The 16,399-nt window shown below is 48.2% G+C and carries 16 protein-coding genes and 1 tRNA gene; 14 read left to right on the top strand and 3 right to left on the bottom strand.

The window, feature by feature from the left end:
* Positions 1-148: 148 nt before the first annotated feature.
* The 4 genes from ABD028_RS23080 (at position 149) to ABD028_RS23095 (ending at position 3,163) form a co-directional block, all read left to right on the top strand.
* Positions 149-1,099 carry a DUF3034 family protein gene (locus ABD028_RS23080; RefSeq protein WP_343847678.1) on the top strand — a complete coding sequence of 317 codons (951 nt, stop codon included), beginning with the start codon at positions 149-151 and terminating at the stop codon, positions 1,097-1,099.
* Positions 1,096-1,527, top strand: coding sequence for a group I truncated hemoglobin (locus tag ABD028_RS23085; protein ID WP_343847679.1), 432 nt, complete (start codon positions 1,096-1,098; stop codon positions 1,525-1,527). Before ABD028_RS23080 ends, ABD028_RS23085 begins: the two co-directional genes overlap by 4 nt.
* Positions 1,528-1,614: 87 nt before the next feature.
* Entirely contained in the window at positions 1,615-1,983 is a 369-nt protein-coding gene (locus ABD028_RS23090; protein ID WP_343847680.1) for an Hpt domain-containing protein, read from the top strand.
* The gene (locus ABD028_RS23095) at positions 1,970-3,163 is read left to right on the top strand and encodes a response regulator (protein ID WP_343847681.1); all 1,194 of its coding nucleotides are present in this window, start codon (positions 1,970-1,972) and stop codon (positions 3,161-3,163) included. The genes ABD028_RS23090 and ABD028_RS23095 overlap by 14 nt, the downstream gene beginning before the upstream one ends.
* Positions 3,164-3,884: 721 nt before the next feature.
* On the opposite strand, the gene ABD028_RS23100 is transcribed toward ABD028_RS23095, so the two are convergent.
* The 3 genes from ABD028_RS23100 to ABD028_RS23110 all read right to left on the bottom strand — a co-directional run bounded on the left by ABD028_RS23100 (position 3,885) and on the right by ABD028_RS23110 (position 6,162).
* Positions 3,885-4,214, bottom strand: a complete 330-nt coding sequence (locus ABD028_RS23100; protein WP_102795856.1) for a hypothetical protein — start codon at positions 4,212-4,214, stop codon at positions 3,885-3,887.
* A 130-nt stretch (positions 4,215-4,344) separates the two neighbouring features.
* Entirely contained in the window at positions 4,345-5,421 is a 1,077-nt protein-coding gene (locus ABD028_RS23105; RefSeq protein ID WP_343847682.1) for an MbnH family di-heme enzyme, read from the bottom strand.
* Positions 5,422-6,162, bottom strand: a complete 741-nt coding sequence (locus ABD028_RS23110; RefSeq protein ID WP_343847683.1) for an MbnP family copper-binding protein — start codon at positions 6,160-6,162, stop codon at positions 5,422-5,424. It abuts the gene before it with no gap.
* Between the two features lie 104 nt (positions 6,163-6,266).
* Between ABD028_RS23110 and ABD028_RS23115 the strand changes: the two genes are divergently transcribed.
* From ABD028_RS23115 to ABD028_RS23160, 10 genes are all read left to right on the top strand, one after another.
* Positions 6,267-8,975, top strand: coding sequence for a choice-of-anchor B family protein (locus tag ABD028_RS23115; protein ID WP_343847684.1), 2,709 nt, complete (start codon positions 6,267-6,269; stop codon positions 8,973-8,975).
* 41 nt (positions 8,976-9,016) lie between these two features.
* Positions 9,017-10,423 carry a YdgA family protein gene (locus ABD028_RS23120; protein WP_343847685.1) on the top strand — a complete coding sequence of 469 codons (1,407 nt, stop codon included), beginning with the start codon at positions 9,017-9,019 and terminating at the stop codon, positions 10,421-10,423.
* Positions 10,424-10,895: 472 nt separating this feature from the next.
* A tRNA-Ile gene (locus ABD028_RS23125) sits at positions 10,896-10,972 on the top strand.
* A gap of 231 nt (positions 10,973-11,203) precedes the next feature.
* Positions 11,204-12,283 carry a nucleoid-associated protein gene (locus ABD028_RS23130; RefSeq protein ID WP_343847686.1) on the top strand — a complete coding sequence of 360 codons (1,080 nt, stop codon included), beginning with the start codon at positions 11,204-11,206 and terminating at the stop codon, positions 12,281-12,283.
* A complete protein-coding gene (locus ABD028_RS23135) occupies positions 12,264-12,575 on the top strand; it encodes a hypothetical protein (protein WP_343847687.1) in 312 nt (103 codons plus the stop codon). Before ABD028_RS23130 ends, ABD028_RS23135 begins: the two co-directional genes overlap by 20 nt.
* 172 nt (positions 12,576-12,747) lie before the next feature.
* Entirely contained in the window at positions 12,748-13,737 is a 990-nt protein-coding gene (locus ABD028_RS23140) for a hypothetical protein (protein WP_343847688.1), read from the top strand.
* Between the two features lie 257 nt (positions 13,738-13,994).
* Entirely contained in the window at positions 13,995-14,555 is a 561-nt protein-coding gene (locus ABD028_RS23145) for a hypothetical protein (RefSeq protein WP_343847689.1), read from the top strand.
* Complete coding sequence (locus ABD028_RS23150; protein WP_343847690.1) at positions 14,556-14,873, top strand: hypothetical protein; 318 nt, start codon at positions 14,556-14,558, stop codon at positions 14,871-14,873.
* A gap of 243 nt (positions 14,874-15,116) precedes the next feature.
* A complete protein-coding gene (locus ABD028_RS23155) occupies positions 15,117-15,539 on the top strand; it encodes a hypothetical protein (protein ID WP_343847691.1) in 423 nt (140 codons plus the stop codon).
* Positions 15,540-15,914: 375 nt separating this feature from the next.
* Positions 15,915-16,337 (top strand): zeta toxin family protein, encoded by a 423-nt coding sequence (locus ABD028_RS23160; protein ID WP_343847692.1) that lies wholly within the window; start codon positions 15,915-15,917, stop codon positions 16,335-16,337.
* Positions 16,338-16,399: the final 62 nt, after the last annotated feature.

The following is a 16,399-nucleotide window of genomic DNA, read 5'->3' on the forward strand; positions in this document are numbered from 1 at the left end:
CTTATTGATAGCAACAATCCTTTTATTTAACAAAGAATAATCTTGTCCATTCGCACAACTGCACAAAAACCCGGCGTTTTTTGCAAAAACTGGTCAGTGCCGATATTTACTTCCATACTGGATGCTGCCAAACACAATCGGGAAGAATATGAATTTTAAGCAAATTATGGGACTGTTTGTGCTGACTACCAGCACTCAGGTGGTCGCGACCGGCAGTTCACTGGTGGCCAGTGGCGGCATTACCAGTTTTGAAGGTACCGCAGGCGGCGGTATTACACCCTGGGCGGTTATTGCAGGCTACGGCAGTGCAGAAGAAATCAATGGCACTGCCGCATTACAGCAACTGGATTTAGGCGAATATCAGTTGCGTACTTTCGGTGCCGCTATTGGTATTTATGACAGAGTGGAATTGTCTGTGCAGCGCCAGAACCTCAAAGTAGAGTCTGGTGTGGTCGGCAACGTCTTTAACCTGCTCACCGCAGGTGCGATACAAACGGCGCCCGGCACGGATATCGAGCAGGACATTGTCGGCCTTAAGGTCAGGTTGTTTGGTGATGCGATTTTTGCCCAGGATACCTGGATGCCGCAGGTGTCTGCCGGTGTGCAGTATAAGAAGAACCGTGACTTTGCCACTTCACTGCCTTTATCTGATGGTGCAATCCCGCTACCCGACACCGGCGTCCCTAAATTACTGGGAGCGACAAAGGATTCAGGCACTGATATCTATCTGTCAGCCAGCAAGCTTTGGCTGGGCGGGGCCATGGGCAATAATCTGCTGCTAAACCTTACCGCCCGTATGACCAAAGCCAATACCTTTGGATTGCTGGGTTTTGAGTCAGCAAACGACGACAGTTATAACTTGGAATGGGAAGGGTCGTTGGCAGTGCTGCCCTCATCTTCCACCGCGATAGGCATTGAATGGCGCACGCAAAGCGACCGTCTCGGAGGCCTGGCAGAAGAAAAAACCGTGATGGATGTGTTTATTGCCTACTTCCCTGACAAACACTGGTCATTAACCGCAGCCTATGTGGATCTGGGGCGTCTGCCCTTTGATGAGAAAGCCAGTGGTTTGTATCTGTCTGCGACGGTGAACTTATGAAAAAAGGCCTACTAGTTTTATTAATCGTCGCTCTGACGGCTTGTGCTGGCCAACCCTCGGTCAGTCTTTATGATGAAATCGGTGGCAGCGAAACACTGGACAAAGTGTTCGGACTGGCGATCAATCGCATCTATAACGACCCAAAACTTGGCCCACATTTTAACGGTGTACCCAAGTCCCATCTGCGCAAAATGTTAACCGAGCAAACCTGTGCCCTGATCGGCGGCCCTTGTACTTATTCCGGCAAATCCATGCAGGAATCTCATCAGGAACGCAATGTCACCGAAGCCGAATTTTATGCGGTGGTGGAACATGTTCAGCAGGCCATGCGCCTGATTGGCCTGACCTATCAACAGGAAAATCGCATTCTGGCCGCGCTGGCCCCCCTCAAAAATGACATTATTTACCAGCAGGCTACCACCTTATAGGGAGTTGATTTTTGCCGATTATGGCTGACACTTAAACAAGCCCGGCCCTGTGGCCGGCGCGGCTAAGGGAACGTCAAGGAGGCAAATATGGCCATCGACCTGTCCAAACTATCCCGGCATGTGGGCGACATTAGCTCAGAAGATGAACAGGATTTACTCAGTACCTTTCACAGCGGCCTGATCCTGCGTCATCAGGATGTGGTCAATGCAGTAAAGCAGCGTGACTGGCAACGTCTTAAAACCCTTACCCACAGTCTGAAAAGCAGCAGTTTGTATTATGGCGCCAAACAATTACATCTTTGTTGTGAACAGGGCGAGCAGTTAGCCGGTGCCCGGCAACTGGATCTTGATGTGATACAAGACTGGCTGGTCAGTTTCACTAAGCACAGCCAAGCTGCGCAGCATGCTCTGGCTGAAGCGTTAGAGCAATTGGAAGCTGGACATGACAGAACCTAAGGCCCTGCATTTATTGCTGTACAGCACCAATGTAAAGGACGACGAGCTGCTCCTCCGGGTGTTTAAGCAGTCCGAATTGATTTATGAAATCACTAATTCCAAAGCCAAACTGGTAGACAAACTTAAAGATGGCGTAAATAAACTGATTCTGCTGGCCACTCCCAGTCTTGAGAGTTCATTGAAGCTCTATTATCAATGCCTGTTAGAAGTACCGGATGAAGAGCTTTGCAGACACGCTTTTTTAGTGGTCTGTGCCAAACATGAAGAAATGCAGGCGTTTAATTATTTCCAAAGCCGGGTGATTGACGATTATATTGTTGCCCGCCCCCTGTATGAATTACATCGCCCTATCACCATTTGCTATGCGCAACTGGAAAAGCTCGGCATTAATCTGCATAAGGCCAACCTTGATGTGCCGCTGCAACCACAAGCACAGGATGACATCAGCATTGATGTGGTGCAGGAAGGGGCGGAGCGAAAGCGAAAACTACGCGGAGAATTTGAATCGCTTCTCGACCAGTTTGACCAGGCAATTGCCCAGGCCGATGCGCATCTGTCCAAAGAACAAGTCAGCGATGAAGACGTCCGTTTGTTACGTTTGTTGCTACAGGAACTTCAGCAAAACAGCTTCAGACCGAATCTGATTCGCCTGCAACATCGCACTTTGCATTTGCTTGATGCCTTATTACTTAAACTGGCAGTGCCAGAAGCAGTGACCGACGTCGCTGAAGAGCCTGAGCCAGAACCTGAACCAGACACCAAGCCCCAACCACCCTCACTGCAAATCAACGAGGAAGCCAGAGCATCCCGCATTCTGATGGTTGAAGATGATAATCTGGCCGCCATGATGGGCAAAAAGCTTATAGAAGGAATGGGCCTGAGTTTTGAGTGGGCCCCCACTGGCCGACGTGCCCTGGCCTTACTGCAAGCCAAAAAGTTTGAACTGATTTTAATGGATATTAATCTGCCAGACACCGATGGCTTGTTGATTGCCGACCAACTTCCCAATATGCACTGTATCAACAGTGATACCGTGATTGCTGTTTTGACCGGCAATAAGCAAAAATCCATGGTACAACGGGCAGTCAAGGCTGGCGCCAAACATTATCTGATAAAGCCGTTGCAAAAAGACACACTGGTAAAACTTTGCAGTAAGTATCACTTGCGGGCACATCACTAGGCTTGAATAAAAGCGGCAGCGAGAGGAAAGCGGGGGACCAAACGGACCCCCAATCAGGGAAACAATACATGCATTAGGAATAACATGTATAGGTTGGTTCACTACGCCAACCTGCGCAGTGTAACCAGCTAAAGGTTGCATTTGTGTGGCAATGTGACGAATTGCGCGTATCGAAGGATAAAAGCCGGGAATAGTGAGATATCGGGGAAGATTTTACCTTTGAATAACGGTTGATGAGGAAAATATTTCAGATTTCACCACCCTGGTGCAAGCCACAACAGTGCTTGGCAGGCCGCTAACCGCCTGCATTCTGGCTCTGAAAACCAGCCACTCAACGCAACTGAACTTACTTGGCTTTTCGGTAGGGGTCAGAACGTCGGAATTGACTCTGCTCCACATTTTTACACAAGTTTTGCTGTTGGAATAAATTCCAATCCATGGCTGTAAATTAGTTTTGCTGTCGGAATGAATTCCGACCCACGGCTGCTACTCAGTTTGCTGTTGGAATGCATTGCGACTCACTGTGGGTTGGGCTTTAGCCCAACAATGCTGACTAAACCCGATATCAAGGGCTTACGCCCCAGCACCGGCAAAATCACACTGCCAGCAATATTATGTAGTGGCCGAACATAGAGCATCTATACAGTTCAGCACGCCAATCCTACACCGCAAAAACAAAAAAGGGCCGAATCCGGCCCTTTTCATTTTGTGCAGAAACAGCTTAAATAATGCTGTCCTGGTGGATACGAATAAACAAATCGGTACCCACCTTGCTGTAATCAATCTTGTATTCCTTGCCATTCAGGGTCTGGATAAACAACAGGATCTTTTCCTCACCGAAGAAATCCCCCAGCGTCACATCCAGCAGTTCCATATCCATCAGCTTGGCATCCCGCTTGTTGTCAGGAATCTTACCGTTATATTCCTTGATGCCTTTATAGGTCACCAGCACAGGTGGGTTGTCGTCACCATTGAGGATCAGCAAGTCAAACTTACGCAACTTGTGGATAATGGTGTTGCGACCACTCAGCAGATAAGGCTTTTCAGTCATGTTCGTCCCCGTAGCAACTGACTTTATCGTTATACTTATTTGAGCAAAAGATAACAGAGTTTGTAACGCCGCGCACCCCATTATTATGGCAAATTAATGAGAAAAAACCGGGTTTTAGCGAGCTCAACAGCTAGGGATGCGCGAATTCTTCCTTAGTCAGAAAGTTTTCATCCGTCAAGCTATGTAAAAATGCCAGCAAATCCTGCTTTTGTTCAACGCTCAGGGTAAATCCCCGCATAAATACGCTTTTTACCGGGCTGTCGATGCCGGCCCCCCGCCCTCCAGCGGCATAGAAGTCCAGTACCGCTTCCAATGTTGGCAAACTGCCATCATGCATATATGGCGCAGAGCGGGCGATATTGCGCAGGGTCGGCGCGCGAAAATGGCCCATATCCACGCCCTGCCCGGTGATTTCATACAAGCCCATATCACTGGCGGGATACATCCCTTTACCGTCCTCATTGTACAGGCCGGTATTGTGAAACTGGCGTATCTGTAAAAGCTGCCCGGCATGGCGGCTGGCCTGACTGAAATTAATGCCGCCATGACAATGGTGGCATTCCAATTGCTCGGAAAAAAACAGCGCCATGCCGCGCTTGGCAGACTCAGACAACGCATCGTCCTGCATCTGGTAGGCGTAGTGGTCAAATGCACTGTCAAAAGACACCAGACTGCGCACAAAACTGGCCAGTGCTTTGACGATGCCATCGTAGCTTGGCACTTCATCACCAAAGGCAGCGTTAAACAGCGGGCGATAGTCAGCGCTGTCAAAACGCGCCAGCACTTCCTGATCATGACCGCTGATCCCCATCTCCAGTGGATGTTCAGCAAATAACGGGATCAGTAACTGCTGTTCAATTCGGGTTAATTCCGGGTGAGCCCAGGTCAGGGTGGTGTTATATGCCACATTCACCAGCGCCAGACTGTTGCGCCTGTGCAACTGCCCGGTACTGCCGGTGGCCACCTTGGCAGGTTGGGCAAAAGCAAAAGCTTGCTGATGGCAGGAGGCACAGGCCTGAGTTTTATTGAAGGATAAGTTGCGATCGTAAAAAAGTACCCGGCCAAGGGCCACTTTGGCCTCAGACATAGGATTATCATTTGGTACTATTGGCTCGGGAAAGCCTTGCGGCAATGCCCACTGATACGGCTTGTCAGGCTGACTGCATCCCAGCAACAGCAGCAATAGCCACGTTGCTGCCAGGCGCATTTAGATCCACTCAATCACGGACTGACGCAGATTGCTCAGCAACTGCTCACAGCTGGCGGTTTCATTTGGATGGAATGTACAGCTGTTTTCCTGGCTGACGCGAATCCCTTCTATCAATCTGTCCAGATGAAAAACCAGGGTTTCCCCTTTACCTTTAGGGCGCTGCAGGGAAAACGCCAGCAGATTAGGCTGTTCACAAGCTTCGGCCGGGGCACGCATGGCCGAGTCGGCCGCACAGCCGGTGCTGCCAAGATGAAAGGCCCAGCTGTCGGCCACCGATTTTAGTTCAAAGCGGGCAAACTTGTGTCCGCTTTGCCAGGTCCAGAACATGCTGGACAGATTCAGCGGTGACGGCTGAGCCAATGGATTGTGATGATTCTGCGCAAAGGGTATGCCCAGCACGAATTGCAGTTGCTGCACGTCGGCCAAATCCACATCTGCGTCAAACACCACCCGATGATTACCAAGCATTTCGCCGTCCTGCCAGCAGTCACGTTGTTCAATGGATACCAGCACGGTTTCGCCGGTTTGCCATTTGTTGTTTTCCAGGTGCAGGCTATTACCTTCCTGGTCCTGCCACTGGCTTAAATAAAACTTGGAATGTTCCAGATACCAGGGAGCGCCCTGCAGACTCAGCGCGGTACCACAGGGCAATGGGCGACCGTCAAAACGCAGCTCTACCTGTAAACGGTGCGGTGGAGTAAAAAAGCCACAGCCAGACAACACCAGCAGCATGCTCATCAAGCCGATAATGCGCGGGCTTGAATTTTTTATACTACGAAGAAATGCTGCTATGTTTGCCACAGGGTGAATCGTCATTTTGCTGTTTTAATCAAGGTCTTGGCATGCGGCCGAATATTCTTTCTATGATGCTGGTTTGTGCGCTGTTCAGTCAAGGCGCTTTAAGCCATAGTGAACACGATAAAGCCAGATTTGTGGCTGAAAACGGTCAGGATCTGGGCCTGTGTGACAATCGCCTGCGCCCTTGCCGTACTATCGCCTATGCCGTCAGCCGCGCCAATAAGGGCGACAGGGTATTAGTGGCACAAGGCCGCTATCAGATACAGAGCCAGGAAGATTTATTGGCGCTGCTGGGCAATCTGGTGTCTGTAACAGCTGGTTACAATCGAATTGATTTATACCAGAGCCAGGCCCCCGATACCCATCTGACCTTTATCAGCGGGGTGCCCAAAGACTATCTGCAACAATTATCCAGCCAGGGCTTTGTGCCCATTCAGGACCAGCACCCGCAACCCGACCAGCCCCTGCAACAAAAGCTGCAGCGCCTGGCATCATTAAACAGTCAGCAAAGCGCTCAATCTTGTGTGGATGGCCGGGCCGGCAATTATGCCTGCAACAATGTCGATCTTGTCGGTCATCTGCCATTAACCGCATTGGGCAATCCCAGTTCCGCCAATGATATCTGGGGGCATGTGGATCTGAACAGCGGCATCGAATATGCGTTAATCGGGCTGGCTAATGGCGTGGCGGTGGTTAGCCTGGCCGATGCCAGTGCCCCTGTGCTTGTTGGCCGCATCAGCGGCCAGTCCACTATCTGGCGGGATATTAAGGTATACCAGTATTTTGACAGCAGCGCCGGAGTATGGCGCGCTTACGCTTACGCCACCGCCGATGGAGCCAGTGAAGGGCTGAGTATTATTGACTTAAATCAGTTGCCTGCCCAGGTCAGTCTGGTCAAACGTCAGATGCTGCATGGCGCAGCGCATAATCTGTATATCAGCCAACTGGACTACAGCCTGAATATCGCCCTTGGCGGACATACGCCGCTACTGCATATCAGTGGTGCCAGCAACCGATTCGGCGCGCTGCACGGTTTTAGTCTGGCTAACCCCACCGACTTAACGCTGGATTATGCCTCGCCGTCGGCCAGTCGCAGCGATTACAGCCATGATGCCGCGTCTCTGACCATTAATGACGAGCGCGCCGACAGTCAGTGTCAGGCTGACCCTTCAGGCTGCCTGGTTATGCTGGATTTTAACGAAAACGAGTTCCGCCTCTGGCAATATACCGATAAGGTCGTCAGCCAGCTGAGCCAGGCCAGTTACGCCAATGCCGAATATGTGCACTCCGGTTGGTGGAGCGAAGATAAGCGCTATATGCTGGTGCACGATGAACTGGATGAACGGCGCCTGGGTTTGAACACCACCCTGCGCGTGTTTGATATCAGTGATCTGAGCAACCCGCGCCTGGCGGCGACCTGGACAGGCCCGACCCGCGCCACCGATCACAACGGCTTTGTGCGGGGTAACCGCTACTATATGTCCAATTACGAACGCGGCCTGACCATACTGGATATCAGCGATGCCAATAGCCCGAAGGAAGTGGGATTCTTCGATACCTTTCCCGCCTCTGATCAAACCAGTTTTAACGGTGCCTGGGGAGTCTACCCCTTTCTGCCCAGCGGCCTGATTTTAGTCAGCGACGTAAACAGTGGTTTGTATATTCTGCGCGACAACAGCAAACAAGCAGCACTGGCGCAAATCGGTTTCGCCAGCGATCAGTTGCAAAGCGAGGAAGGGCAAAGCCTGACCTTAGCGGTGCAACTGCAACGAAACGCCCCAGGTTGGGTAGAGGTGGGGTACGAAACCCTGCCCGGCTCGGCCACTTCTCAGGACTTTTCCGCCCTGGCTGGCCGCCTTAGCTGGGATACCAATAACAGCGACAGTCAGCACCTTAATCTGCAAATCCTGGCGGATAGCCTGGATGATGAACCACAGGAAAGCTTTTTTGTGCGTTTATTCGACCCGCGTAACGGCGCCACATTGGGGCAAAGCCTGGTCCGTATTGATATCAGTGGTAAAGCGCCCAGCGGCCTGATTGCCTTTACACAGACCGAGTTGAGTTTACTGGAAACCCAGCAACCCGTGAGTGTTGCAGTAGTGCGAAGCGGTGGCAGCGCTGGCGCCCTGTCGGTTAGCTATCAGCTTAACAGTCAAAGCGCGCAGACCGGGGAAGATATAGTGGCCGCCTCTGGCACGTTGCACTGGCAAGACGGTGACAATACGCCGCGCAGCATAGTGCTAACCCCCGTCAACGACAATCTGAGCGAAAGCACGGAAAGTCTGGAGCTGGTATTAACCGCCCTGGCAGATACCCGCCTGGCCGAACCCAGCCGCTTACTCATCAGCCTGCTGGACGATGACAGCAATCGCGCCCCAATTGTGAATGCTGGCGCCGATATGCAGGTCAATACCCGCGCGGTGGTAAATGTGCAATCGGCCAGCGCCCTGGATGACCAGGCCGACCTGCATCTCGTCTGGCAACAAACCGCAGGACCACAGGTTGAGCTGACCAGCGACGGCACAATCACCCGTTTTGTGGCCCCCGGCGAGGCCGCACTGATCACCCTGACCCTGACCGTCACCGACCCCTTTGGTGCCAGTGGCTCAGACAGTCTTGATATTCAGGTGGTGGCTCCTGCCCCGCCACCTGCCAGCAATAACAGTGGTGGCTCTGGCGGCGGCGCACTGGGCATACTGCTGCTTTTGGCTTTCAGTGGCATGATTGGGCTGGATAAGCGACGCGGAATCTAGTAGCTTGCGCGTCCGCTATTTATCTCACACAAGGAATCTTTGTGAAAAAAGGACTCATGCTCGGCGCCGTTGCCGTGGTGGTGGCCGGTGCCCTGATCGCGCCCAAATTTATCGGCCAGAATGTGCATCAGCAGGTACAGGAACAAGTGGCCAAACTGAATGAACAGGCCGGTTATCAGGCCAGTATTAAGCAGTGGCAGCAAGGCTGGTTCAGCACTCAAGCACAAATTGATGTGCACTTTGATATGGCTGAACTGGACCCGACTTCAGCCCAGGAGCTGCCCGAATTTCCGCCGCTGAATATTCAGCTTGATATTCAACATGGCCCGGTGCTGTTGTCGTCCCAGGGCCTGTTGGGCCTGGCCAGTTGGCAGGCTGATATTAGCGGCGAGGCGCTGCGCAAAAACCTGACCTGGACCGACGACCTGCCCCTTTATCGGCTAAGCGGCCTGACTGGCCTGTTTGGCGGCCACCGCTTTACCGACCAGATCCCGGCCTTCAGCGCAGCGCCACAACCTGGCACCACCTTTACATTCAGTGGCTATCAGGGCAGTGGTGAGATTGGCCAAAGCCATATTCAATACGCCGGACACGCTGCCAGTTTAAGTGGTAATAAGGGTGATGAAAGACGTTTAACCGTTAAAGACCTGCGTATTCAAATGGACGCCGATGTGGATATGGCCACCATGATGGAAGGCGGTTTCTATGACAGCCAGGCACATGTGGGCGTGGGCGAAATGCAGTTAACCATTCCCGGCACCGCCAGCAAACAGGCTGAACTGAAAGGGCTGGCAATTAACATGACCACCAAACGTAACGCAGAGAAGGGCACAGGTGAAATGCTGGTAGCCTATCTGGCCGACGCAGTGGATGTTGGCGAGTATCAGGCCAGCGAGCTGGCGCTGGAAGTACAACTGCAAAACCTGAATGAAGATGTGCTGATTGAATATCAGCAAATGGCGAAATCCGGCAGTTTCGCTGACCCCGAGGCCATGCTGGATTATGTAGAGGAAATCCTGCCAATTCTATTGCAGGACAACCCTGCCCTGAACCTGTCGAAAATCAGCGTCACCCTGCCCAAGGGTAAAATCAACGGCTATATCAATAGTCAGGTGGTAAATGTTGAAGATATGGACGGCAGCGAATGGACGTATAAGGAATTCTGGCTGGCGCATGTGGCGGTGGATGCCAAAATCGATGCTGATCGCGAAGCACTGCTGTTTATCGCTGAGCAGCATATGCTCAAGCAAATGCAACCGGCCATTGCTGCAGGACAGTTGGATGAGGCTCAGGCCAAGCAAATGGCCCAGCAGCAAGCCCCGCAAATGCTGGATATGCTGATGCAGCAAGGCTTGATGGTGGAAACCCAGGAAGGCTTACAAAGTACCTTTACCCTCAAAGACGGCGAAGGCCTGCTTAACGGCGAACCCGTGCCCCTGCCGCTTTAATCCTGCCAAATCACTAACAGAGCCTGGCGCTCTGTTAGTGATTGCCAATTTGCCCTCGGTGTCTCCGTGGTTACACCAAATAATTCACTCTCGCCGAGACGCAAAGGGCAAAGGGCGCTGAGGAAGAATGACTCAGATGCCTCGCAGCCTTAGTGAAACACATATTGATAGCATCAAAACGACAACCACAAACGAACCCACCATCAAAAACAGAGACAACAACCAACACCGTGCACCTCCGCGCCACAGCGTCTCCGCGAGAAGCATCTCATAAGCCCCAAACCTCTCTGTGCCCTCTGTGCCTCCGTGGTTACATCAACTAATCCCAACCCGAATGTCGGCAGACCCAGCACCTGAGCAAATATTCGCCGCTTGTGCCTGTTAAGCCTTGCAAACTAATGACAGCGCAGACAAAACTGCTTATACTGCGCGTCGCTTTTACACCGCAATGGCGTAAAACGCTTCTCAAAATGGCCCTATAGCTCAGTTGGTTAGAGCACCCGACTCATAATCGGTAGGTCGCTGGTTCAAGTCCAGCTGGGGCCACCATTTTTAAAGGCTTTAAGGCGATAGTCTTTACTAACAAACACTCCAAATCTTCGTTTGTGTAGCAAGTATGTAGCTTGGATATCTTTTTAAGATTTCCCTACATATTTTTCAAACCATTGATTGATCTAACATCAGATATACACTAGATTACTGTATTTATGTACAGCATATTGTTCTGCTAGTGACATTGCTTTATGTTATTACCTTCAACAATTCGCGAAGGAATGTGGCATGGCCCAGAAGCGCCTGATATCTCTAACTGAATCAGCAATAAAAACATTCACTATTCATGACTTCATTTATCACATAATTTGGAAAGGTGAGACTCGGCCAGAATACTTAGACGAAGTCATTCTTACAAAAAACCAAAGAGAATTTTTTAGGGATATCATTCTTGAAGCAGCTAGAGGAACTCAATATTCCTTCAGAGATAATAAGAACTCCTTTGTAGTTACTGAGTGTTCAAAAATCACGAAAGATCCATCTAACAACTTTGTATCTAGCTCTAAGACATTAACTGAACATTTTCTCTACACTCATCCAACCAATGCTTTGGATGGCATCATTGTTATTTCAAGAATAACAATGGAGGTCAATACGGAGACCAAAAATTTTATTGCTCTTCTCAAAATCGATTACACAAAAGTGTTGGAGCAAATTCGGGACAAGAAGAAACCAGGAGTTGTTAGCTTTCATGAAATTGTTCATTCCTTATCAGAAGATAAAAAAGCTATACAAAAACGCGCACTTATCGATATAGACGACAGTTTTGAATGGGATGTTATTGCTGTTGAAAGAAACAAAGTGGGACAGAAAATTGATACTGAGGATGCAATTAGTAAATATTTCAGACAATTTTTGGATGTATCACTTAAAGTCAATGGTTCTACGTGTAGCAGGAGACTACCCAGCGCGGTAAGCCGATGGGCGAAAACGGAAGAACTGGTAGACGCTATAGAAGCAAAGGCGATAGTAGTTGCTATGATTAAGGCCAGCGACGGCCAGTCTATAATGGTAGACGATATCAGAGATAAAGTTTGCGCAAGAAAGTCACAAGCCGAATACAAGAAATTAAAAAATTCGTTTGATTCATTTATGGATAAAGAAGAGTACCAGTTGAAAGGTGCTCAATTTGTTGCTCGTTCAAACTCACTAGCTAAGAAAGACGAGGTCACCACATTAAAGACGAACTATGGTGTTACAATTAGCTTTGAAGGCTCTGAAAAAGAAGCTAAAGTAAACCGCGTAAAACTAGAAAGTGGTCAAATGAAAATAGAGATTCTAGCCGATCATGTCGAAACTAACGATTAAAGATTGCTGTGAGCTTATTTCTCATTTGCGTTCAGAAGGGCAGAGCCACAAAGAAAACAATAATGCCCTTTTTATACAGGGCAACAATTCTGCCAAAACAAAAAAAATATTAGAGTCTCTACTTTTTTTATTTCTCTCTGAAACATATCAAGAGTCATTTATCCTTAATATAGATGATGCAAAAGTAGATACTGAAGAGAAAAGTTCAGCCTTAGAAGAAATAAATGGAAATTGGGCTTGTTTTTCTTTAACAGTCAAGAAAAGCAAGCTTTTAGATTTTTTTTGGATATAGCAGTGAGAAAACTCTAAAAAATGAGATTATCTTCTTTTCTAAAGAAGAATTTACCCAGGCTTGCAATTCAACACTTGGCCTTTCTCACCCTTTCAAGGAAACGGAATTATCTCCCAGTCGTCAGACAAGAATTCAAGTATTCGGATTGGAGGACGCTTTTGGGGGAACTAACTTGGCAATTATACCTTTAGAGTTTCCTCTAGAAGATTCCCCTTTCGAGAGTAAAGAAGAAATTTTACACTTACCTTCGAACGAACTCATTAAAAAATCCATTCACTTTGTAACTTCTGACAATTTAATTGTCCACCCAAAATCTTATGAAGTTTCTTGGGGTGTCACTGGTTCTGAACTCGCTACCCCTTTTATAAGAGCATACATTCAGTCTCTTTATATATGTTTGGCAACTCATTACTTTTCGATGTCAGAAATTGTTTTAGAAGGCGTTAAACAAATAAGGGTTTCTTTATCTGATGACGAAGGAAAAGCTAACTTAACAGTTAATTTGGCAAAAGCATTAACCGAGCTAGTCAATTGGTGCTATGCAGAAGAAGATTTTGAAACAAGAAAAACACTAATTGCAGATAGATTATCTCTTGAGATTAAAAGAGATTCATCGATTCTTGAAATTCCTGAAAAAATTTTAAGTGATACTCTTCAGCAATCAAAAAGTAAATATAAATATGTTATCGCCGAAAGGAATGATAGTTACAGAAAGGAGCTAAAAGAAGTTTATGATGATATCAAGGTTTATTCTGAGACTTTTTCAGATAAAGCCATAGAACTAACAAAAGGTCTTATGACTGATGTCTTATCGATTGGGTTTGTATTGACAATTGGAGCCTTTGCAAAGGCAACTGCCTACGGAGAAAAAATTTTTAAAAGTGAAGATGCCTCTTTGCTATTCCTAGCCATTTCAATTTATTTAATTGTCAGCTTCATCTTTAGGATCTGGCATTCAAAAAGCGTATTAAAACAAAAAAACCAGCTGTTTGACGACTGGTCAAATCGTTTAAGAAATCATATTTCAAAAGAAGAAATAAATACAATAAAAGGCAAATTAACAATAGAAGCCGAGCGACATTTTGAGACAACATATGTCATTATCGGAGCGATCCATTTTTTTCTAGCGTTTTTCGCTATTCAGTTACCTAAAATTCTTTAATCTCCTCCAAGTACAGTTATTTACAGAACTCCAAGTAAAGGCGATTGGACCGGGGAGGTCCACTCCATCCGCCAGCGGTGAATGCGGGTAATAATCTCACGGCCCAGGTGGGCTACGCCTTTTAGCTTCGTCACCAACTCCCATCAAACCAACTTTGCCATGGTATCGCTCTTCAACTACTCTTCGAATTGTTGCAACAGTTAATAGCCAATTGCTATTAGACTTTATCGTGCAATTCCCAAACATAAGGAGGTGTTATGGCTGTATTCGTTGGTGCAAGAGATCTAAGCGGTGTTCCAATTGGTACACATCAGTTTATTGTATTAACCGGGCAGCACTTGTTGGAAGAGAGAACTGTAGGAACTATATCTGTAAAGGCCAAGTCTTTAGGCGGCGGCACATTTGGTTTGGTCGTTGGCGCTCATAACAGAGGACACCTTGCCGTTAAGTTCTTCGAAGAGGCAGATCACGAAGCTGCATTGGAACATTTCGGCGGCAAAAAAGTGAAATGGTATTCGTCTGATTTCGATGCAGAATTCCATACGGTTGACTTTGGCAATACCCCCGAAAAAGTCGCAACAGACCTGGTGTTATTCCGCATCAATGCCTTCATGATTAACCAGTCATTGGACAAAATTGCATACCCAACCTTGGGATTAGGCTTTAACAGCAATAGCTGGGCGCAATCCGTAATAGCATACTCATCGGGTAAGGTAACAGGGAACTTTAGGGGGCTTGACTACGCCCATGCCAGGAAAATTCCCCGTACTTACTTCGAACCGGTTTGTACCGTGAAACCAAGGCCCAGGGTGAACTAGATGAAGACCTTTCCTAAAGATTCAATTCGAAAGGCTTTGCAATTATGGATTGGCGGCCTACTAGCCATAGTGGCAATAGATTATCTGCTAAGACTTAACTCGGATGATTTCTACCGTTTGGGACTGGGAGAGACGCTGTGGTTTATCTCGCACTGGATCCTGGCACTGTTCTCACTCGTCATTCTGCTTCGCGGCTGGCGCGGCCAACCTAAGGGAACAGCAATTGGATCATTGCTTGGAACGGTATTTCTGGCCTCGCTGTTTTATCTAACGGTTATCTATCTTTACGTGCTTGGCAGCGGTATTGACTCGCTTTAAGCAACTAGCGAAGTAGCATTAGCGGGAGCAGCCCATTCAATGGCAAGCTGGCCACTTAAACCATGGTATATTTATCCTTTAAACACCATGCCCTGGCGAGTTCAAAAAAGCAGAAAATTTACCCTGGAAGAATTCAAAGTGCTGGCCCAAGAGGCGTTGGACTACTCCGCCACTCCGGATAGCTTGAACCGGAATATTGCTCATGCTATAAGAATTTTAGAGGCGTGTAATTTGTGAACAAAGATGGCAACTAGTAAGGCGCAAAGAGCTTTCACAACACTGGTTAGGAAAGATTTATCGGCTGTCCCATTTGAGACGGTACGAGACTTTGCCCTGCCCATGTGGTACGAGAATTTTGTTCCAGACCTTTCAAAACTGAGAAGCCAAAATGAAGTTGCTAAAGCAGGCTACCTGCTCGAGAGACTCATGGCCTTTAACTGTGTCACCCCTGATGTGCGGCAAAAATTGAAAGAAAAAGTTGCGCAACTCGAATTAAAGGTTGCACAGCAACACCCAATGTTAAGTGTTGAAGCCGTAACAAAAACGCAAACCAACACAGATGCATTAGCACTACGCTGGGGGGTGCACGAGAGCCTTAAGAAACAGGTTAAAGAACTGCTTCCGTACCAAACCCGCCATTATAAACACCCTCACTCAACGGCTTAATGCAAAGCGTTGCAGCAGGATTAGTCTAAATGGACTGCTGTGATAAACGGGTCAGAACACGTGAAATCATCGAACCTCAGCCTCTCGAAGGCCTTCTGAATATTTACGCAAATCATGTGAGTAATAAAAGTAAGTAGGCATTGAATACAGCAGCAGGGACAGCATCACCACAGCCCATCAGCTCCCTATACGGCGCATTCCCGCCACACAGTGACAGGCATACCATCGATTTGCTGAAACTGCCCCCAATGGCTTGCTAGACTTAGGTTTCAGGGACGTCCCTTTAATTTACCATTACTGATGATGCTACTATTTAAACAGTAGGGATAAGGTCTGGCGAAAACGGTTTTTGACTCAGGAAGATAAGGTAACAGGGTGACAGAACAGGATAAGCAGCTTGAGCGAGCAGCTATTGATTTTGCAAAGACGCATCGTACTCGTATCGCCAATGAGTTGACGGATACCGATATCTATCTGCCCGAGCCCCATCCGGTTTCAGTTTTTATGGCTGGTTCTCCAGGGGCAGGTAAAACTGAAACATCAAAAGCGTTCCTTGAGGAACTGCAAGCCGAGCACATTATTCGGTTAGATCCCGATGATCTCCGGGCGTACTTTGATCAATATGATGGCAGCAATTCGTTTCTATTTCAGAGTGCTGTTTCGCTCACCGTTGAACGAACGCTCGATAAGGCGTTTACCAGAAGGCAGTCGTTTCTGTTAGATGGAACACTTTCCAACTATCAGGTTGCGCACAAAAACGTAAAGCGCTCCCTAGATAAGAAACGGGATGTGTTGTAGTGGTCAAGTATTTCCAGACACCAGTTTAGGTTGTTCTGCTTTCACTGGTGGCAGCCCCGCAT

Origin of the sequence: Bowmanella denitrificans (assembly GCF_039522935.1) — a bacterium.
Lineage (GTDB): Bacteria > Pseudomonadota > Gammaproteobacteria > Enterobacterales > Alteromonadaceae > Bowmanella > Bowmanella denitrificans.

What these genes read in the sequence shown, in the direction of transcription:
- ABD028_RS23105 (WP_343847682.1), bottom strand. Translation starts at nt 5,421, where the DNA reads ATGCGCCTGGCAGCAACGTGGCTATTGCTGCTGTTGCTGGGATGCAGT.
- ABD028_RS23110 (WP_343847683.1), bottom strand. Translation starts at nt 6,162, where the DNA reads ATGAGCATGCTGCTGGTGTTGTCTGGCTGTGGCTTTTTTACTCCACCG.
- ABD028_RS23150 (WP_343847690.1), top strand. Translation starts at nt 14,556, where the DNA reads ATGAAGACCTTTCCTAAAGATTCAATTCGAAAGGCTTTGCAATTATGG.
- ABD028_RS23095 (WP_343847681.1), top strand. Translation starts at nt 1,970, where the DNA reads ATGACAGAACCTAAGGCCCTGCATTTATTGCTGTACAGCACCAATGTA.
- ABD028_RS23100 (WP_102795856.1), bottom strand. Translation starts at nt 4,214, where the DNA reads ATGACTGAAAAGCCTTATCTGCTGAGTGGTCGCAACACCATTATCCAC.
- ABD028_RS23145 (WP_343847689.1), top strand. Translation starts at nt 13,995, where the DNA reads ATGGCTGTATTCGTTGGTGCAAGAGATCTAAGCGGTGTTCCAATTGGT.
- ABD028_RS23085 (WP_343847679.1), top strand. Translation starts at nt 1,096, where the DNA reads ATGAAAAAAGGCCTACTAGTTTTATTAATCGTCGCTCTGACGGCTTGT.
- ABD028_RS23155 (WP_343847691.1), top strand. Translation starts at nt 15,117, where the DNA reads ATGGCAACTAGTAAGGCGCAAAGAGCTTTCACAACACTGGTTAGGAAA.
- ABD028_RS23115 (WP_343847684.1), top strand. Translation starts at nt 6,267, where the DNA reads ATGCGGCCGAATATTCTTTCTATGATGCTGGTTTGTGCGCTGTTCAGT.
- ABD028_RS23130 (WP_343847686.1), top strand. Translation starts at nt 11,204, where the DNA reads ATGGCCCAGAAGCGCCTGATATCTCTAACTGAATCAGCAATAAAAACA.
- ABD028_RS23135 (WP_343847687.1), top strand. Translation starts at nt 12,264, where the DNA reads ATGTCGAAACTAACGATTAAAGATTGCTGTGAGCTTATTTCTCATTTG.
- ABD028_RS23080 (WP_343847678.1), top strand. Translation starts at nt 149, where the DNA reads ATGAATTTTAAGCAAATTATGGGACTGTTTGTGCTGACTACCAGCACT.
- ABD028_RS23090 (WP_343847680.1), top strand. Translation starts at nt 1,615, where the DNA reads ATGGCCATCGACCTGTCCAAACTATCCCGGCATGTGGGCGACATTAGC.